The sequence below is a fragment of the Streptococcus oralis subsp. tigurinus genome (genome assembly GCF_002093545.1).
Classification (GTDB): domain Bacteria; phylum Bacillota; class Bacilli; order Lactobacillales; family Streptococcaceae; genus Streptococcus; species Streptococcus oralis_C.
Map to the genome: position 1 here is coordinate 305,012 of NZ_LNVF01000001.1, position 19,757 is coordinate 324,768.

Annotated in this window: 17 protein-coding genes, 1 tRNA gene and 1 pseudogene; 14 read left to right on the forward strand and 5 right to left on the reverse strand. The window is 42.0% G+C overall.

Annotated features, from left to right (window positions below; all coding sequences use genetic code 11):
• The first annotated feature begins 117 nt into the window (after positions 1–117).
• The 9 genes from ATE34_RS01480 to ATE34_RS01520 all read left to right on the forward strand — a co-directional run bounded on the left by ATE34_RS01480 (position 118) and on the right by ATE34_RS01520 (position 8,813).
• Complete coding sequence (locus tag ATE34_RS01480) at positions 118–1,854, forward strand: ABC transporter ATP-binding protein (RefSeq protein ID WP_084910787.1); 1,737 nt, start codon at positions 118–120, stop codon at positions 1,852–1,854.
• Positions 1,855–1,862: 8 nt separating this feature from the next.
• The gene (locus ATE34_RS01485) at positions 1,863–3,644 is read left to right on the forward strand and encodes an ABC transporter ATP-binding protein (protein ID WP_084910789.1); all 1,782 of its coding nucleotides are present in this window, start codon (positions 1,863–1,865) and stop codon (positions 3,642–3,644) included.
• 149 nt (positions 3,645–3,793) lie between these two features.
• Entirely contained in the window at positions 3,794–4,324 is a 531-nt protein-coding gene (locus ATE34_RS01490) for a Dps family protein (protein ID WP_084910791.1), read from the forward strand.
• 209 nt (positions 4,325–4,533) lie between these two features.
• Positions 4,534–4,872 (forward strand): zinc ribbon domain-containing protein YjdM, encoded by a 339-nt coding sequence (locus ATE34_RS01495; protein ID WP_001061598.1) that lies wholly within the window; start codon positions 4,534–4,536, stop codon positions 4,870–4,872.
• A gap of 2 nt (positions 4,873–4,874) precedes the next feature.
• Positions 4,875–5,498 (forward strand): Pr6Pr family membrane protein, encoded by a 624-nt coding sequence (locus tag ATE34_RS01500; RefSeq protein WP_084910792.1) that lies wholly within the window; start codon positions 4,875–4,877, stop codon positions 5,496–5,498.
• A gap of 112 nt (positions 5,499–5,610) precedes the next feature.
• Complete coding sequence (locus ATE34_RS01505) at positions 5,611–6,762, forward strand: MFS transporter (protein WP_084910794.1); 1,152 nt, start codon at positions 5,611–5,613, stop codon at positions 6,760–6,762.
• A gap of 99 nt (positions 6,763–6,861) precedes the next feature.
• Complete coding sequence (gene truA, locus ATE34_RS01510; RefSeq protein ID WP_084910796.1) at positions 6,862–7,611, forward strand: tRNA pseudouridine(38-40) synthase TruA; 750 nt, start codon at positions 6,862–6,864, stop codon at positions 7,609–7,611.
• Entirely contained in the window at positions 7,601–8,350 is a 750-nt protein-coding gene (locus ATE34_RS01515) for a bifunctional hydroxymethylpyrimidine kinase/phosphomethylpyrimidine kinase (protein ID WP_061597890.1), read from the forward strand. The genes truA and ATE34_RS01515 overlap by 11 nt, the downstream gene beginning before the upstream one ends.
• 1 nt (position 8,351) lies before the next feature.
• The gene (locus tag ATE34_RS01520; protein WP_084910798.1) at positions 8,352–8,813 is read left to right on the forward strand and encodes an ECF transporter S component; all 462 of its coding nucleotides are present in this window, start codon (positions 8,352–8,354) and stop codon (positions 8,811–8,813) included.
• A gap of 206 nt (positions 8,814–9,019) precedes the next feature.
• On the opposite strand, the gene ATE34_RS01530 is transcribed toward ATE34_RS01520, so the two are convergent.
• The 5 genes from ATE34_RS01530 to ATE34_RS01550 form a co-directional block, all read right to left on the reverse strand.
• Positions 9,020–10,102, reverse strand: coding sequence for a M24 family metallopeptidase (locus tag ATE34_RS01530; RefSeq protein WP_084910800.1), 1,083 nt, complete (start codon positions 10,100–10,102; stop codon positions 9,020–9,022).
• 127 nt (positions 10,103–10,229) lie between these two features.
• The gene (gene gatD, locus ATE34_RS01535) at positions 10,230–11,012 is read right to left on the reverse strand and encodes a lipid II isoglutaminyl synthase subunit GatD (protein WP_061597887.1); all 783 of its coding nucleotides are present in this window, start codon (positions 11,010–11,012) and stop codon (positions 10,230–10,232) included.
• A complete protein-coding gene (gene murT, locus ATE34_RS01540; RefSeq protein WP_084910802.1) occupies positions 11,012–12,355 on the reverse strand; it encodes a lipid II isoglutaminyl synthase subunit MurT in 1,344 nt (447 codons plus the stop codon). Before murT ends, gatD begins: the two co-directional genes overlap by 1 nt.
• 83 nt (positions 12,356–12,438) lie before the next feature.
• A complete protein-coding gene (locus tag ATE34_RS01545) occupies positions 12,439–13,644 on the reverse strand; it encodes a hypothetical protein (protein ID WP_084910804.1) in 1,206 nt (401 codons plus the stop codon).
• A 164-nt stretch (positions 13,645–13,808) separates the two neighbouring features.
• Positions 13,809–15,125: an FAD-containing oxidoreductase gene (locus ATE34_RS01550; protein WP_061597884.1), complete on the reverse strand. Its 1,317-nt coding sequence runs from the start codon at positions 15,123–15,125 to the stop codon at positions 13,809–13,811.
• Positions 15,126–15,465: 340 nt separating this feature from the next.
• On the opposite strand from ATE34_RS01550, the gene ATE34_RS01555 reads away from it, so the two are divergent.
• From ATE34_RS01555 to ATE34_RS01575, 5 genes and pseudogenes are all read left to right on the forward strand, one after another.
• Complete coding sequence (locus ATE34_RS01555; protein WP_084910806.1) at positions 15,466–17,043, forward strand: DEAD/DEAH box helicase; 1,578 nt, start codon at positions 15,466–15,468, stop codon at positions 17,041–17,043.
• A 281-nt stretch (positions 17,044–17,324) separates the two neighbouring features.
• Positions 17,325–18,113: a GTP-sensing pleiotropic transcriptional regulator CodY gene (codY, locus tag ATE34_RS01560; protein ID WP_000940727.1), complete on the forward strand. Its 789-nt coding sequence runs from the start codon at positions 17,325–17,327 to the stop codon at positions 18,111–18,113.
• A complete protein-coding gene (locus ATE34_RS01565; RefSeq protein WP_001029652.1) occupies positions 18,113–18,688 on the forward strand; it encodes a cysteine hydrolase family protein in 576 nt (191 codons plus the stop codon). Before codY ends, ATE34_RS01565 begins: the two co-directional genes overlap by 1 nt.
• 80 nt (positions 18,689–18,768) lie before the next feature.
• Positions 18,769–18,854, forward strand: a tRNA-Leu gene (locus ATE34_RS01570).
• A 271-nt stretch (positions 18,855–19,125) separates the two neighbouring features.
• Positions 19,126–19,736: pseudogene (locus tag ATE34_RS01575) on the forward strand (CPBP family intramembrane glutamic endopeptidase).
• Positions 19,737–19,757: the final 21 nt, after the last annotated feature.

The following is a 19,757-nucleotide window of genomic DNA, read 5'->3' on the forward strand; positions in this document are numbered from 1 at the left end:
ACTTGGAGCATTCTTGTGAAAGAGGGATTTTTCTAGACTAGGAAAGTTCCTTAGGGAAAGAAAGGCGTGCAGATGCGCGCTCTTTTCTATATCAAAAGGTTATGAAAGGGGGGAGTTATGCTCTATATTTGGTCTTATTTGAAAAAATATCCCAAGTGGTTATTCTTGGATTTCTTTGGAGCGGTTTTCTTTGTTATTGTCAATCTTGGGCTGCCAACTGTTCTGGCTCGGATGATTGATGAAGGTGTGAATAAAGGGAATGAACAGCAATTGTATGTTTGGGCTGCAATTATGCTGGTGATTATCCTATGTGGAACCTTGGGGCGTATAGTCTTAGCCTACGCTGCTAGTAAGCTGACGACCAATATGGTCAAGGATATGAGGGATGATCTCTATGCCAAATTACAAGAGTATTCTCATCACGAATATGAAAAGATTGGAGTGTCTTCACTGGTTACTCGCATTACCAGTGATGCCTTTGTTCTCATGCAGTTTGCAGAACAGACCTTAAAACTGGGTGTCATCACCCCCATGATGATGCTGTCTAGTATCTTAATGATCTTCCTGACCAGTCCGTCATTAGCCTGGATAGTGGCCTTTGCAGTACCTTTCTTAGCCGTGGTGGTCATTTATGTAGCGGTCAAGACTCGACCATTATCAGAGAAACAGCAGGCTACCTTAGATAAGATAAACCAATATGCCAGGGAAAATCTGATGGGACTCCGTGTCATTCGTGCCTTTGCCCGTGAGGAGTTTCAAGAGGAACGTTTTGCAGGACAAAATGCAGTCTATGCAGCTAATTCCAATCGTCTGTTTAAACTAACTGGCTTGACAGAACCCTTGTTTGTTCAAATTATCATTGCCATGATTGTAGCCATTGTCTGGTTTGCTCTGGACCCTATCAAACAAGGAAGCTTGCAAATTGGGGACCTAGTAGCCTTTATCGAATATAGTTTCCACGCCCTCTTGTCCTTCCTTTTCCTATCCAATCTCTTCACCATGTATCCTCGTACAGCCGTTTCGAGTGAACGTTTGAAAGAAGTCATGGATATGCCGATTTCTATTGATCCCAATGAAGGAGGAGTCAGAGAGACAGCAACCCACGGATATTTGGAATTTGAAAATGTCACCTTTGCCTATCCTGGCGAGACGGAAAATCCTGTTTTGCATAACATTTCTTTCAGCGCTAAACCAGGTGAAACCATTGCCTTTATCGGATCAACCGGGTCGGGCAAGTCCTCTCTTGTACAATTGATTCCTCGTTTTTACGATGTCACGCTTGGGAAAATCAAGGTTGATGGTGTCGATGTGAGGGATTATCGCCTCAAGTCTCTTCGTCAAAAGATTGGTTTTATCCCGCAGAAGGCCTTGCTCTTTACAGGAACTATCGCTGAAAATATCCGCTATGGGAAGGAAGATGCTAGTCACAAAGACCTACATCAGGCAGCGGATGTGGCGCAAGCCAAAGATTTTATCGAAAGCCGAGAAGAAGGCTTTGCGACCCATCTAGCTGAAGGTGGGAGCAACCTTTCTGGAGGACAGAAACAACGTCTCTCAATTGCAAGAGCGGTTATAAAGAATCCTGATATCTATATTTTTGACGATTCTTTCTCAGCCTTGGATTATCGTACGGATGCCATTTTGCGCCGTCGTCTCAAGGAAGTAACACAGAATGCAACGGTTTTAATTGTTGCTCAACGTGTCGGAACCATCATGGATGCGGACCAGATCATCGTTCTGGATAAGGGTGAAATCGTGGGTCGTGGTCGACATGAAGAATTGATGGAGACCAATGCCATCTATCGTGAGATTGCTGAGTCGCAGTTGAAAAATGCATCTCTAACAGAGGAATAGGAGGAAATATGAAAACACAATCTAGTTTGGCTCGTTTGAGGAGCTATTTGAAAGCCTACCGTTTTTCTGTCTTTTTTGCGGTTTTTCTAAAAGTTTTAAGCGTAGTCATGAGTGTCTTGGAGCCTTTTGTCTTGGGGTTAGCCATTACGGAGTTGACAAAGAATCTCTTAGATATGGCTAATGGCCTTTCAGGTGCTAGCATCAATACTGGCTACATCGGAACTGTTTTAATCATTTACCTTTTTAGAGGTCTCTTGTATGAACTTGGTTCTTATTATTCCAACTATTTCATGACCAATGCGGTCCAGTCTATGACCCAGGATCTGCGAAATGAAATGACCGAGAAAATCAATCGTATCCCAGTATCTTTCTTTGACAAACACCAATTTGGTGATTTGTTGGGGCGCTTTACCAGTGACGTTGAGACAGTGTCTAATGCTCTTCAACAGTCTTTTCTCCAAATTGTAAATGCCGTTTTGACGATTGTTCTCGTCATGGGAATGGTTTTATACTTGAACTTTCAACTGGCTATAGTGGTGATTCTATCCATTCCAGTGACCTATTTCGGTGCAAGAAGTATCCTGAAACGTTCTCAGCCTTATTTTAAAGAACAGGCAGCTATTTTAGGACGGATGAATGGCTATGTGCAGGAAAATCTCACAGGTTTTAATGTCTTGAAGCTCTATGGTCGTGAGGAAACTTCTCATAAAGAATTTTCTAAGATTACAGACGACCTCCAACGTGTTGGCTTTAAAGCCAGCTTTATCTCTGGGCTCATGATGCCAGCCCTTCATGCTGTATCGGACTTGACCTATCTGATCGTTGCAGTTCTTGGTGGTTTGCAAGTGATTGCGGGTCGCTTGACAGTGGGGAATATGCAGGCCTTTGTTCAGTACGTTTGGCAGGTCAGCCAGCCTATCCAAAACATCACACAACTTGCGGGTCAAATGCAAAGTGCCAAGTCTTCGCTAGACCGCATCTTCGATATCTTGGATGAGACAGAGGAAGTCAAGGGAGAAGAACTCGAAATCCTTGAACCCTTAACAGGTCAGGTGACCTTCCAACATGTTGACTTCCAGTATGTTGAAAACAAACCATTGATTCGAGACTTTAATCTAGAAGTTCAACCGGGAGAGATGGTGGCGATTGTTGGTCCTACTGGAGCTGGTAAGACGACCTTGATCAATCTGCTTATGCGCTTTTACGATGTCACAGCAGGTGCAATCTTGGTTGACGGGCAGGATATTCGCCAGTTGTCACGTCAAGACTATCGCCGGCAGTTTGGGATGGTCTTGCAGGATGCTTGGCTATATGAAGGTACGATCAAAGAAAACCTACGTTTTGGAAATCTTGACGCCAGTGACGAGGAAATAATAGAAGCTGCCAAAGCAGCAAATGTAGACCACTTTATCCGAACTCTTCCTGGTGGTTACAACATGGAGATGAACCAAGAGTCGAGCAATATTTCCCTCGGGCAAAAACAACTCTTGACCATCGCGCGTGCTCTCCTAGCCAATCCTAAAATTCTCATTCTGGATGAAGCGACTTCCTCTGTTGACACCCGTTTGGAACTCTTGATTCAAAAAGCTATGAAACGCTTGATGAAGGGAAGAACCAGCTTTGTCATCGCCCACCGTCTCTCTACCATTCAAGAAGCAGATAAGATTCTCGTTCTTAAGGATGGACAGATTATTGAGCAGGGAAATCATGAAAGCTTGCTCCAAGCAAAAGGTTTTTATTATGACCTGTATCAAAGCCAATTTTCGAGCAAATCTGATCAAGTCAGCTAAGAAAATTAAGCTAAATTTTCTTAAATTATCAGTCTATTGCAACTTTTCTCAGATAGTACACTTTTCTTGCTATCGTTTTATGGTAGTAGTATACTTATATTGTAACCATTAATAGGATGGTTACAAAAAAATGAAAAGAGGTAAGAAATATGGTTGAATTGAAAAAAGAAGCAGTAAAAGAAGCAGTAAAAGACGTTACAACATTATCTAAAGTAGCGCCAGTGGCATTGGCAAAAACAAAGGAAGTATTGAATCAAGCAGTAGCGGACTTGTATGTGGCTCACATTGCCCTTCACCAAGTTCACTGGTATATGCGTGGTCGTGGCTTCCTCGTTTGGCATCCAAAAATGGATGAATACATGGACAGTCTTGATGGCTATCTTGACGAAATCAGTGAACGTTTGATCACCCTTGGTGGAAAACCTTACTCAACTTTGACAGAGTTCCTTCAACACAGTGAAATCGAAGAAGAAGAAGGAGAATTCCGTAACGTTGAAGATAGCTTGGAACGTGTTCTAGCGATTTATCGCTACCTCATCACTCTTTTCCAAAAAGCTTTGGATGTAACTGACGAAGAAGGTGATGATGTTACAAACGATATCTTTGTTGGGGCTAAGGCTGAACTTGAGAAAACAGTTTGGATGCTTGCAGCAGAACTTGGACAAGCTCCTGGTTTGTAAGATATAGTTGCTACCCCTTTTATCATGTGGTGCTAGATTTGTACCCATGACCAATCATCTTTTAAAAGTCATGTAACTGTGAAAAGTTGCATGATTTTTTATTTGCTGGACTTAGGATTCATTGTCAAATGTAGGATTTTACGGTATAATAGTTGCTGTTCGAGAAATTTTGATTTTCAAAGAATAGTGAAATGTTATAAGGAGAACCTATGAACAACTTACCAAATTGCCCAAAATGTAATTCAGAATATGTCTACGAAGATGGAAATCTCTTGGTCTGCCCAGAGTGTGCCTATGAATGGAATCCTGCAGAAGTTGCAGAAGTAGAAGAAGGTGTAGTTGCTATCGATGCCAATGGAAATAAACTGGCTGACGGCGATACTGTGACCCTTATCAAGGACTTGAAAGTAAAAGGTGCACCAAAGGATTTGAAACAAGGAACTCGTGTTAAAAATATCCGTATCGTAGAAGGTGACCACAACATCGACTGTAAGATTGATGGTTTTGGAGCTATGAAATTGAAGTCAGAGTTTGTTAAGAAAATCTAGCTATGAAAACGAACTACAAATTTATCTTTTATAGTCGTGTGCTCTTGTTCTTAGCGGCATTTACAGGAGTTTATTTAGAGATCACCAAGCATGGTGGTTTTGGTATGCTCCTTTACTACACAGTATTGTCCAATCTTTTGGTAACGATTTTCACGGGCTATCTGCTCCGTGTGATGAGCCGTTCAGGTGAAAATTGGCAAAGTCCGACCTTGCTTCGTCTCAAGGGTGGCGTTACCATGAGTATCATGATTACCTGTGTGATTTACCATTTTATGCTTGCTCCGATCGCGACAGACTTTTACCGTGTGGAAAATTTCCTTTGCCACTATATCGTTCCACTCTGGTTTTTAGCCGACACCCTCTTCTTTGATAAACGGGGTCAATACAAGATCTGGGATCCAGTCTTGTGGACCATCTTGCCCTTAGTTTATATGATTTTTGCCTTGTTTAACGGCCTGGTCTTAAAACTCAATATTCCGAATTCCAAGGACAATCCCTTCCCTTATTTCTTTTTAAATGTGAACAAGGGTTGGGACGTGGTTATCAAATGGTGTTTGATCATTTTTGCGGCGTATATGGTTGCAGGCTTTATCTTCTATCTGATCAAGCAAATCAAGCGAAAATAGTCTTCCTATTAGGAAAGTTAGGACGGAGTCTTTAGTTCAATCGGGCTCCTTCTTTTCTTGCCATCTTCCTTTTAAAAGGATCAACAGTGAGAAATATACAGAAAGAAAATTCATGAAACAATTTTTAGAACGGGCTAGTATTTTGGCCCTCTCCCTCGTTTTGATTACCTCCTTTTCCATCTCAAGTGCTCTGCCAGCCATGTTTGACTACTATCAAGGCTACCCCAAAGAACAAATCGAGCTCCTGATCAGTCTCCCTTCTTTTGGAATCATGATTATGCTGGTTTTAAATGGGTTTTTGGAGCGTTTGCTTCCTGAGCGTCTTCAGATTAGTCTGGGACTTCTCATCCTCTCTATCGGTGGAACAGCTCCCTTCTGGTATCAGGATTATAATTTTGTCTTTGCTATGCGGATTTTATTTGGCTTGGGTGTTGGGATGATCAATGCCAAGGCTATTTCCATCATCAGCGAACGCTATCATGGAAAGACACGGATCCAGATGCTGGGTCTCCGCGGATCAGCGGAAGTTGTCGGGGCGTCGATTTTGACTCTAGTGGTAGGTCAACTCTTATCCTTGGGATGGACAGTGACCTTCTTGGCCTACAGTGCGGGATTTTTAGTATTGATCCTTTATCTGCTCTTTGTCCCTTATGGAAAAGAAAAGAAAGAAACAAAGAAAAAAGAGGCTGAAACAACTCGTTTGACAGGACAGATGAAAGGCTTAATTTTTCTATTGGCTGTCGAAGCAGCAGTTGTTGTCTGTACCAACACAGCTATCACCATTCGTATTCCTAGTCTGATGGTGGAAAGAGGTCTAGGGGATGCCCAGTTATCGAGTTTGGTTTTAAGTATCATGCAGTTGATTGGTATCTTGGCAGGTGTGAGTTTTTCTTTCTTTATCTCTCTGTTTAAAGAAAGGTTGCTCCTTTGGTCAGGTATCACCTTTGGATTGGGGCAGATTGTGATTGCCTTGTCTCCGTTATTGGGTGTGATGGTAGTTGGAAGTGTTGTGGCAGGTTTTTCTTACAGTGTGGCCTTGACCACTGTCTTTCAGCTTCTTTCTGAAAGAATCCCAGCCAAGCTCCTTAATCAGGCAACATCTTTTGCAGTGCTAGGATGCAGCTTTGGAGCCTTTACAACACCTTTCATTCTTGGGGCGATTGGCTTTGTTACTCAAAACGGTATGTTGGTCTTCACCATTCTAGGATGCTGGTTGATTGTCACTTCTATCTTTGTTATGTACGCACTTCAAAAGAGAGCTTAGGATTGGTTTCCTAAGCTTTTCTTTTTTGGAATTTTGTACCCAGACAATTATCGGTTTTTAAACTTGTTTACACTTTTATTTCCTGATAAAATAGAAGTTATGACAAGATATAAAGCAATCATTTCCTATGACGGGTATGCCTTTGCTGGTTTTCAGCGCCAGCCTCATGCGCGGAGCGTTCAAGAGGAAATCGAAAAAACCTTAACGAGACTCAATAAGGGGCAAGCCATCATTGTTCACGGTGCTGGTAGAACGGATAGTGGGGTTCATGCTCTGGGACAGGTCATTCATTTTGATTTGCCCTATCAGATGGATGAGGAAAAACTCCGTTTTGCTCTGGATACCCAGTCTCCTGAAGATATCGATGTGATTTCAATGGAGCTTGTGGCGGATGACTTTCATTGTCGTTACGCCAAGCATAGCAAGACCTATGAGTTTATCGTGGATAGAGGGCGGCCTAAGAATCCTATGCGTCGTCACTATGCTACTCACTTTCCCTATCCCCTCGATGTGGAACGGATGCAGATGGCAATCAAAAAGCTAGAGGGAACCCACGATTTCACCGGTTTTACAGCATCTGGAACCAGTGTAGAGAACAAGATTCGGACCATTACAGAAGCGAGTTTAACAGTCGATGAGACAGGCCAATTTTTGACCTTTAGCTTTTCAGGAAATGGTTTCTTGTATAAGCAGATTCGCAATATGGTGGGGACGCTGCTCAAAATCGGAAATAATCGAATGCCAGTTGAGCAGATTGACTTGATCTTGGAAAAAAAAGACAGACAGCTTGCAGGTCCAACGGCTGCACCAAATGGCTTGTATTTAAAGGAGATTCGATATGAAGAATAATCGTATTTTAGCCCTTTCTGGGAATGATATTTTTAGTGGAGGTGGTCTATCAGCCGATCTTGCTACCTATACCTTGAATGGCTTGCATGGCTTTGTAGCTGTAACTTGTCTGACGGCCTTGACCGAAAAGGGTTTTGAGGTCTTCCCAACAGACGACGTTATTTTTCAACATGAGTTGAATAGCTTGCGTGATGTCGAGTTTGCAGGGATTAAGATTGGTCTTTTGCCGACTGTTAGCGTTGCGGAGAAGGCACTTGACTTTATCAAGCGACGAACGGGAGTGCCTGTGGTATTGGACCCCGTCTTGGTCTGCAAGGAAACGCATGATGTAGCGGTCAGCCAACTCTGTCAAGAGTTGATTCGCTTTTTCCCTCATGTCAGTGTGATTACGCCTAATCTCCCAGAAGCAGAATTATTAGCGGGTCAAGAGATCAAAACCTTGGAAGATATGAAAGTTGCAGCACAGAAATTGCATGATTTAGGAGCACCAGCAGTCATTATCAAGGGAGGCAATCGCCTTAGTCAGGACAAGGCTGTAGATGTCTTTTATGATGGGCAAAATTTTACAGTTCTAGAAAATCCAGTCATTCAAGGCCAAAATGCTGGCGCAGGTTGTACCTTTGCTTCAAGCATTGCCAGTCACTTGGTTAAAGGGGATGAACTTTTACCAGCAGTAGAAAGTTCTAAAGCTTTCGTTTACCGTGCTATTGCACAAGCAGATCAATATGGAGTAAGATAATATGAAGCAAACAAAAACAAATAAAATCGCCCTTGTATCTCTATTAACCGCCCTTTCTGTGGTTCTAGGTTATTTCTTAAAGATTCCAACACCAACAGGTATTCTAACTCTATTAGATGCGGGTATCTTCTTTGCAGCCTTCTACTTTGGCAGTAAAGAGGGGGCTGTCGTTGGAGGACTAGCAGGTTTCTTGATTGACCTCTTATCAGGCTATCCACAGTGGATGTTCTTTAGCCTGATCAACCATGGCTTGCAGGGATTTTTCGCAGGATTTAAAGGAAAATGGCAATGGCTAGGCCTTATCTTAGCTACTATTGCGATGGTAGGAGGCTACGCCTTGGGTTCAACTTTGATGAATGGATGGTCAGCAGCCCTACCAGAAATTCTACCAAACTTCCTGCAAAATATCGTGGGAATGGTTGTAGGGTTTGTGCTTAGTCAAAGTATTAAGAAAATTAAGTAAAGCGGCTGGAGAAAAGTTCTAAAAATCAGAAAAACGCATAATATCAAGTGTTGAAAGCTTGATACTATGCGTTTTATTGTGGGAAAATTTTATACTCTTCGAAAATCAAATTCAAACCGCGTCAACGTCGCCTTGCCGTACTCAAGTACAGCCTGCGGCTAGTTTCCTAGTTTGCTCTTTGATTTTCATTGAGTATTAGATGAATATTAATCAAAATAAAGCAAGTCTTTGCTAGTGCTTGTAAAGAGGTCAAAGCCATCCTTGGTAACAACACCGCAGTCTTCGATACGAACGCCGACTTTACCAGGGATATAGATACCTGGTTCAACAGAGAAGCACATGCCTTCTTCGATGACCATGTCGTTTCCTTCCATGATAGATGGGAATTCGTGGACATCCATACCGATACCGTGACCGAGACGGTGGTTGAAGTACTCACCGTAACCAGCTTTTTCGATGACTTCACGGGCAGTGCGGTCTACTTCATGAGCAGTCACACCAGGTTTGATAAAGTCAAGAGCAGCTTGTTGGGCTTCAAGGGTCAAGTTGTAAATATCTTTCTTGAATTGGTCTGGTTTGCCAACAGCGACTGTACGAGTCATATCTGATGCGTAGCCATTGACCATAACACCGAGGTCAAAGAGGAGAAGGGCGTCTTTTTCGACCTTGTTTGCACCAGGAATTCCGTGTGGATTTGCAGCATTGTCACCAGTCAAGACCATGGTATCAAAACTCATTTCATAGCCTTCACGTTTTAAGGCGAAGTCGATTTGGGCGATGATATCTGTCTCTGTTTTATCAAGAGAGATATTGTCAAAACCAACTTTTACAGCTTTATCAGCATAGAGACCTGCAACCATCATTTTTTGCACTTCATCAGCTGATTTGATGAGGCGCATGCGTTGGATGCGAGGAGTGAGGTTTTCAAACTCAGCAGTTTCAAAGACTGCTTTCAAACCATGGTATTTGGTTAAGATGAGATTGTCAAACTCAACAGCAACACGTTTGAAGTCGTGCTGTGGCAAGGCATTTTTGATTTTTTGCCATGGATTTTCAGAATCCACATAGCCCACTACTGGGAAGGAAACAGTGCTGCTTGCACGCTCCACTTCGAGGGCTGGGACAAAAAGGAGAGGTTCCCGGTCCGCTAGGACAAAGAGGAACATTTGGCGTTCATGGGGATCACTGTAAAAACCAGTGAGGTAATTAATAGTGACGGGGTCAGATACGACAGCGACGTCTAGTTTTTCTGATTCAAGATATGTTACGATTTGTTGTAATTTAGACATATGCTACCTTCTTTCTACCTCTCTATTTTGGCAAAAAAAGAGAGAAAATGCAAGAGAGAAGGGTAAAAGAACAGGCAAAAAGAACTCCGACAAGATAGTGGAGTTCTTTTATCTAATTTTCCTTAGTTTAAGAAAAGTCAGCCTTGCTTTTCACGTCGCTGTATTCTTCAGCGATTTCTTGACTGAGAATATCCTCATAGGCAGGGAGTTGGATGTCCTGACCGTATTTTTTCTTGAGAGCAGTAGTGACTAGGCGATAAGCAAGATTGGCATTACGAGAGAGGATAGGTCCGTGGAAGTAGGAACCAAAGACATTCTTATAATGAACCCCTTCGCCGACCTTTTCTTCGTTGTTTCCATTTCCATAGACAACCTGACCCAGTGGTTTTTGGTCATCTGAGAGGAAGGTACGTCCCTGGTGATTTTCAAAGCCATAGTAGGTCTCATCGAATTCGTCATTGTGAATCTTGATGTCGCCGATAAAGCGGTTATTGGTCTGGTTGAGGGTGTAGTGACCCATGACCCCTAGACCTTGGATGCGCTTGCCTGAGGCTTCAACATAATATTGCCCCAATAGTTGGAAACCACCGCAGATAGCCAGAACTACACCGTCGTTTTGAATGTAGTTGTCAATGCTCTCTTTTTTAGCAGGTAGGTCTCCTGCGATAATACTTTGTTCAAAGTCTTGACCGCCACCGAAAAAGGCGATATCGTAGTGATTTTCGTCAAAGACATCATGGAGAGAAACGATGTCAACCGTTACATGAGCCCCCAGCTTTTCAGCCACATACTTGAGCATAAGGATGTTTCCATTGTCTCCATAGGTATTCATGAGGTTTCCATAGAGGTGGGCGATGTTGAGCTGATAAGGGTAGTTGCCAGCTTTTGAGGAAAGTGAAGTATAAACCATTAGTTCATCTCCTTTCTAACAATCTGACGACTAGCCAGCAGTTCGCGGAATTCCAGCATAGCAGTATAGGTAGCCAGGATATAGGCATGTTTGCAGTCTTGGTTCTCAATGGTCTTGATAACTTGCTCCAGATTGCTTGTTTCAGTGATTTTCTCAGCTGGATAGCCAGTCACCCGAAGGCGACGTGCGATTTCAGAATGACGAACACCGCCAGCGTTGATTTCAGGAATGTCCATGTCAGTGATTTGTTCAAAGTCAGCATCCCAGATCCAGCTAGTATCTATTCCGTCAGCATAGTTGGCATTGAGAAGGACAGATAGGCTAAATGGATAAGGCGCTAGTTTGATCATCTCGATAGCTTGAGTTGCACCGACTGGATTTTTAATCAAGACAAGGGTGCATTCCTTATCACCGATTTGGAAGGTTTCTTGGCGTCCAAAGACAGCGCGACTCTTGTCAAATCCTTGTTTGATCCGTTGTGAATCTGCACCGAGGAATCGAGCAATGGCAACCGCAGCTAGCGCATTGTAGATGTTGTAAAGTCCACCGATTTGAATACTGTATTCTTGGCCGTCGATGACAAAGCGAGAGCGATTGTTGGTCAACTCAACCAAGTCTGTCAGACGGTAGTCCAAGTCAGGACGTTTGCAACCACAATTTTCACAGATATAGGCCCCCAAGTTGGCATAGGTATTGTGTTCATATTTGAGGATGCCTTGACAGTCGGGGCAGAGAATACCTTCGGTATTGTAGTGAGCCAGTTTGGCTGGCCCTTTTTCTAAGTCAAAACCAAAATACTGTACTGGGTTTGGAATAGCTGGCTTGTAGAAAAGTGGACTGTCACCATTGAGGAGAACAGTAGCCGTAGGCACCTTACGAATGGCATCCAAAATCATCTTATAAGTCGTGTAAATCTCACCATAGCGGTCCATCTGGTCACGGAAGATATTAGTGATGACAAAAAGGCTAGGATGGATATAGTCACAGATACGAGAAAGACTGGCTTCGTCAATTTCAAGGACTGCAATATTTTTTCCAGTTTTAGAGGATTTGGCCGTCAAGAAGGTTGTCGTAATCCCTGTAATCATATTGGCACCGCTTTGATTAGTCAGAACCCGACCATAAACCTCTTTTAAAATGCCGACAGTGAGGGCAGTTGTCAGGGTTTTCCCGTTGGTTCCAGTGACCACGACAATCTCGTAGTTCTTAGCTAGGTTTTGTAAAATATCTTTATCGAATTGAAGGGCGAGTTTTCCTGGGAGCGTACTTCCTCGGCCAAGACGGCTCAAGATGAAGTGAGAAGAACGCCCAGCTAGGAGGCCCAAAGTAGTTTTTAATTTCATGTTTCTATTATATCATAAAAGAGAGAAAAGATAGATTTGAGATTTCGCAGAAACAAAAACAGCCCAAAGAGGGCTGTGAGTGATTAGTTCTGAAACCAAGTTGCGATTGGGAAGTCGTTTTGTTTCAGTTCCAGTTTTGTTTTAGTTAGAAGTTGGCCATTTTCTAAAGAATACAATAACAAATGTTGATTGGTTACGACCAATATCTTGTTTGTCAAACTTGTATCGATGTGTATTATCTCTTCTGTAGAATCAGGCAAATCTTTTCTGACATTAATCAGATAGCTAGATTCATCAGAGAGATTGACAATAGATAAGGCACAGCGATCATTTCCATCCGCCTCATGTTTTACAATCAATCGGTCTTCTTTCGGTGTTTTATAAAGAAGATTTGGGTTGTCCTCTGGTAGCTTGATGAAGTGCTTTTCCTTACTAGACAAGTTCATGACAAGTATGCGATTGTCTGGATCTTTGGAGAAAGTTTCTGTATTTCGAGTATAAGCAACGCTACTGTAATAATTGTCACCGATTAATTCAGAAGAAGTCAACATTTCAACGATCTTTCCTTCGCTTGTCAGAGGTGTGCGAGACAATTCCTTTAGTTGGTCATTTTCGTCCAATTCAACTAAATATCCATCAAACACTAAAGCGGGTCGTTGACGAGACTCATCGTGAAATCCCAGACCGAGGTAGAGGCGATTCCTTCTTCCATGAAACTGGATTGGAAAGGAAGTGGATTCGGAGAATGTTTTCTGAGTAATCAGCTTTCCTGATATGTCAAACATACTGAGCACTCCATCCTCAGTTGTAGTTTGGCCTGTGTAGAAGAACTTGTCTGATACTCCAGCTCCCGAATAAGCATAGAAGGGAGTTGAAGTTTTCCGGATGTCCCCTGTCTGAAAGTCAAGGGATACGATGTTCTGAGTGGATGCTTTCCCTCTGGTATTTCCAGATGAAAAGACGAGATAGCGATTGTCAAACCGTCCCTGAGGAAACCAGAAATTGACATCTTCTGCAATGGAGACGTCCTCAGTTTTCATGAGCTGAAACTGATCGTTTTGCAACTGATAACTTTGAATGGATTTCGAATTAACAAGGTAAAAATCAGCAGCTTGATTGACTGTGAATTGCTGTTTTTGAGGTGAAATCAAGCGAAAAAGCATCCAGAAAAGTAGGAGAAAAATGAAGACTGTACTAACACAGAAAACCAGTGTTTTCATAGCCGTACTTTTTCCTTTGGCTAGAAAGGAAAAAGGAGAGTGTTTTGGTGATTTAACTTGCTTTCCCATGTGACTAGCCTCCTTTTTGAACAGAAAATGAAGACAACATCCTACACCTATATTATAAGCTTTTACAGCTAAAAGCACAAATAATCTTGTAAGGAAACTATGGACTGGATAGAAAAAGACAAGCACCAAAATGGATACTTGTCTTGTGTAGAATATTTGAAATCTTAAATCGCAAACAAGTCATTCAAGTTCTCAGCCAAGGTTGGGTGAGTGAAGATTTGTTTTGTGAAGTAAGTGTAAGGGATCTTGTTGTCCATCGCAACAGTGATGATGTTGATGATTTCTTGAGAGCCTTCTGAGAAGATGCTTGCTCCGAGAATTTCTTTTGTTTCAGTATTGACAACAGCTTTGAAGGCTCCGCGAAGGTCGCCATTTACGTGACCACGAGGCATTGCTGCAACAGGAATTTCCTTCACAGCGTATGGAAGTTTCAAATCAGCTGCTTGGCTTTCTGTCAAACCAACTTGTGAAAGTGCAGGTGTGATGAACATGGTGTTTGGTACATTGAGACGGTCTTCAAGAGTGTAGCTGCCATCTCCAGCAAGATAGCTGTAGACAACACGGAAGTCATCAAGTGAAATGTAGGTAAATTGAGGTCCACCGTTGACGTCTCCAACTGCAAAGACACCAGGAACGTTTGTTTGACAGTGTTTGTCTACTTTAATAGCACCGCGTTCAGTTAGTTGAATATCGGTATTTTCAAGTTGAAGTGGTTCTACGTTTGGCTTACGTCCAGTTGCGTAGAGAAGGGCGTCGAAACGGTAGGTTTCATTTTCAGTTACGACAAGAACTTGGTCACCGTCGTTTTTGATTTCAGTAGTACGGATGTTTTGAAGCAATTCAATGCCGTCTTCTTCCATATATTGTTTAGCAAGAGCTGCAATGGAAGGCTCTGCACGAGGTAGGAAAGTATCCAAGGCATCTAGGACTGTGACTTTGCTACCAAGTTTGTTGTAGAGTCCAGCAAATTCAAGACCGATGTTTCCACCACCAAGGACTCCAAGTTTTTCAGGCAATTTGTCCAAGTTTTGGATACCTGTTGAGTCAAAGACATTTTTACTTGTAGCAAGTCCAGGAATTGGCAAGACGTTTGAAACAGCGCCAGTGTTGATGACGATTGTTTCAGCAGTCATTTCTTGTTTTTCGTCACCAGCCTGGATCTCGATCACCTTATTTGACACGAAATGTGCCTCTGCATCAATGACATCAACGCCATTATCGGCCAACATTTTATAATTTTTAGCGTTAAGACGACCAGTCACCGCACCACGCTCTTTCATGGTATCGTCAAATGACCAGCCCTTTTCAGCCGCTACAATCATAGTCTTGGTTGGGATACAAGCAATATTAATGCAAGTACCACCATACATCGCTTTACTGCGCTCGATGACAGCAACTTTTTTTCCAGCCGCATTCATCTTAGCAGCCAAAGTCTTACCGGCTTTACCAAATCCAATGACAATTAAATCGTATGTTAACATTTTTAAATCCTCCTATTTGATTTAATTCTAGCACAAGAAAAAAACTTTTGCACAAATCTGCTACGGGAAAAAATATTGGACTAAAATAGTCTAACGAAAGCTTTCGGGAATCAAGTTCAAAAAATAGAAAAATCGTTTACATGATTTTCCTTAAAGATTCTACTATCTTTTGCCCCGCTCTTGTGTTATACTAGATAGGTTGCAAAGAAACCAGTACTTTTCTTTCGTGGAAAAGAAGCAACACGGTATCTCGTTTTTGTTGAAGATACGTCATGAAAAGAAAAGTATAAACTAAAGCCCTATAGGGTGGCTTCGCACCACCTTTAGAAAGAAGAAAAACGTGAAATTTAATGAATTTAACTTGTCTGCTGAATTGCTAGCAGAGATTGAAAAAGCTGGATTTGTAGAAGCAAGTCCCATCCAAGAACAGACCATTCCATTGGCTCTTGAGGGGAAAGACGTTATCGGTCAAGCCCAGACTGGTACAGGGAAAACCGCGGCCTTTGGCTTACCAACCCTTGAAAAAATCCGTACAGAAGAAGCAACTATTCAAGCCTTGGTCATCGCTCCAACTCGTGAACTCGCTGTTCAAAGTCAAGAAGAACTCTTCCGCTTTGGTCGTAGCAAGGGAGTGAAAGTTCGCTCAGTTTACGGTGGTTCAAGCATTGAAAAACAAATCAAAGCCCTTAAGTCGGGTGCTCATATCGTTGTAGGAACACCAGGTCGTCTCTTGGACTTGATCAAACGCAAGGCTTTGAAATTGCACGATATTGAAACCCTCATCCTTGATGAAGCGGACGAAATGCTCAACATGGGCTTTCTTGAAGACATCGAAGCTATTATCTCTCGTGTCCCTGAAAGTCGTCAAACCTTACTCTTTTCAGCAACCATGCCAGATGCTATCAAACGTATCGGTGTTCAGTTTATGAAAGAACCTGAGCATGTGAAGATTGCTGCCAAAGAATTGACAACAGAGCTGGTGGACCAGTACTATATCCGTGTCAAGGAACAAGAGAAATTTGATACCATGACACGTCTTATGGATGTGGAACAACCAGAACTTGCTATCGTATTTGGTCGTACCAAACGCCGTGTAGATGAATTGACTCGTGGACTGAAAATTCGTGGCTTCCGTGCAGAAGGAATTCATGGTGATTTGGACCAAAATAAACGCCTTCGTGTCCTTCGTGATTTTAAAAATGGGAATCTTGATGTTCTAGTTGCGACAGACGTGGCAGCACGTGGTTTGGATATCTCAGGTGTGACCCATGTCTACAACTACGATATTCCACAAGATCCTGAAAGTTATGTTCACCGTATCGGTCGTACAGGTCGTGCTGGTAAGTCAGGTCAGTCTATTACTTTCGTATCACCAAATGAAATGGGCTACCTCCAAATCATTGAAAACTTAACTAAGAAACGCATGAAAGGTCTCAAACCTGCAAGTGCAGAAGAAGCCTTCCAAGCAAAAAAACACGTAGCTCTCAAGAAAATCGAACGCGATTTTGCAGACGAAGCAATCCGTGGGAACTTTGAGAAATTTGCTAAGGATGCTCGTAAGTTAGCTGCCGAATTTAGTCCAGAAGAATTGGCAATGTATATCTTGAGTCTGACAGTCCAAGATCCAGACAGCCTTCCTGAAGTGGAGATTGCGCGTGAAAAACCACTGCCATTTAAACCATCAGGTAATGGCTTTGGTGGCAAAGGCAAGGGAGGTCGAGGAGGTCGTCGTGGAGACGACCGTCGAGATCGTGATCGCCGTGGCAATGGTCGCCGTGATGACTTCAAGAAAGGCAACCGCGGAAACGATCGTTTTGATAAAGACAGACGTTACCGTAATAAAGACAATAAAAAACCTCACAACACTTCAAGTGAAAAGAAAACCGGCTTTGTTATTCGTAACAAAGGAGACAAATAGAAAAAAGCGATTCACACTGTGAATCGCTTTTATATATAAGGAGACCGATAGTAAAAGAAGATGGTGATAGTAAAGGATAGGTGAAACGGAAAGGGATTTACCATGTCATCTTCTTATAATGTTATAATATCAAAAATAAAATAGGATGTCAATAAAAAAATCGCTTTTTTCTAAAATATTTTTGCTGTTCAAAATTGCAATTAAATAAGCAATTTTCAGATAATAATTGAAAATTCACGCTCTTTATGTTATAATGGTAGCGATTAAATGCGAGGTAAAAAATGGCACACTTATTAGAAAAAACAAGAAAAATTACTTCTATTTTGAAACGCTCAGAGGAGCAACTTCAAGATGAACTTCCTTACAATGCGATTACACGCCAGTTGGCAGATATTATTGATTGTAACGCTTGTATTGTGAATAGCAAGGGACGCCTTTTAGGCTACTTCATGCGTTATAAAACGAATACAGATCGTGTAGAGCAGTTTTTTCAAACTAAGATTTTTCCAGATGATTATATTCAAGGTGCAAACATGATCTATGATACGGAAGCCAACCTTCCTGTTGAACATGATTTGACCATTTTCCCTGTAGAGAGCCGTGCGGATTTTCCAGATGGTTTGACGACCATTGCTCCGATTCATGTGTCAGGGATTCGCCTAGGTTCGTTGATCATTTGGCGCAATGATAAGAAATTTGAAGATGAAGATTTGATCCTTGTCGAGATTGCGAGCACGGTGGTAGGGATTCAACTGTTGAACTTCCAACGTGAAGAGGATGAGAAAAATATTCGCCGTCGTACTGCTGTTACCATGGCGGTTAATACCCTTTCCTATTCAGAACTTCGTGCCGTATCAGCTATTTTAGCTGAATTGGATGGAAATGAAGGGCAGCTGACTGCATCAGTTATTGCAGATCGTATTGGCATTACGCGCTCAGTGATTGTCAATGCGCTTCGTAAATTGGAGTCGGCTGGAATTATTGAGAGCCGTTCACTCGGAATGAAGGGGACTTATCTCAAAGTTCTAATTGGTGATATTTTTGAGGAAGTGAAAAAGAGGGACTACTAATGGCAAAGGCTTTAATCTCGATTGACTATACAGAGGATTTCGTAGCAGACCATGGAAAGCTAACTGCTGGAGCACCTGCTCAAGCAATATCAAAAGCCATTGATCAGGTAACCAGACTGGCTTTTGAACGTGGGGACTATATCTTTTTCACCATTGATGCCCATGAGGAGAAGGATACATTCCACCCAGAAAGCAAGCTCTTTCCACCGCACAACATCATCGGAACTAGTGGTCGTAATCTCTATGGTCCCCTAGCTGACTTTTATGCTGAGCATGAGGCGGATAATCGCGTCTTTTGGATGGACAAGCGTCACTATTCAGCATTTTCAGGAACGGATCTTGATATTCGTTTGCGGGAACGTCGGGTTGATACTGTTATCTTAACAGGTGTTTTGACGGATATTTGTGTTCTTCATACGGCTATTGATGCTTATAATCTAGGTTATCAAATCGAGGTTGTCAAGCCTGCGGTTGCCTCTATCTGGCCAGAAAATCATCAGTTTGCTCTTGGACATTTTAAGAACACTCTGGGAGCCAAATTGTTGGATGAAAACCTGTCTGAAATTAAAGAATGATTCCCTTGGAAAAATGAAAAAAATCTGAAAAAAGTGTTGACAAAGATTTTGAAAGTTGATATACTAGTTAGGTAATCGACGCGGGGATGGCGGAATTGGCAGACGCGCAGGACTAAGGATCCTGTGACCGCTTTAGGTCGTGAGGGTTCAAGTCCCTCTCTCCGCATAGGGTAAGAGTTGGCTTTTGCTAGCTCTTTTTTGTTAGTGTGCATAGTGATTATTCAACAAGTGAGGTCTGCCTTTCTTGTTTTTTTCTTTTCTTTTAAATGGTGCTATAATATAGATAGAAAGTAACTGCAAAAACTCTTATACGAAAGATAATAGAGTAATGGATACTAATAGGTTTAGTTAAAGCGGATATATAAGTTAGGAAAGGAGGAGTAGATAGTCGTTTGGTATTTGAAATGAGTATTTCAAAAGTGTAAAGGAGGATTACGATGGGTAATGAACTTCAACGAATAATGAGCGCCTTTATTCAAATTCTCTTTATTATTTTACTACCTTCTATCTGGTGGTTTCTGACTGTGAGGGGGAAGGTCCCATTTATGGAATGGATGGGGCTAAAAGCTATCAAAAGAGTAAAAACTTTACAACTGATTTTATGGATAGTGGGGGGATTTTCCTTATTTACTATTTTTCTATCCTTATCTTTCCTCTTACTCGTGGTCTAGCAACAGCCACTTCGGCTTTTTCTGCTATGGGTTCTAAGGCTTTACCAAGTATTCTAATTTACAGTATTTTGCAAACATCTTTACCAGAGGAGCTATTATTTAGAGGTTTTCTACTGAAACGAATGGCAAATCACATGCCGTTTGTCTTTGCAAATACCATACAGGCCTTCGCTTTTGGATTGCTTCATGGAGTATTGTTTGCTTCAGTAGTAAGTTTGGAAGTCACTTTTTTCATTGTATTTTTTACTGGAGCAATAGCGGCTTATCTTGGTTTTGTTAATGAAAAGAAAGCAGGAGGATCAATTATACCAAGTTGGCTAATGCATGCCACAGCCAACATCCTCTCTGGTTTAGTTTCTGCATTTTCTTTGCTTTGAGTGGATAAAGTTATAAAAATG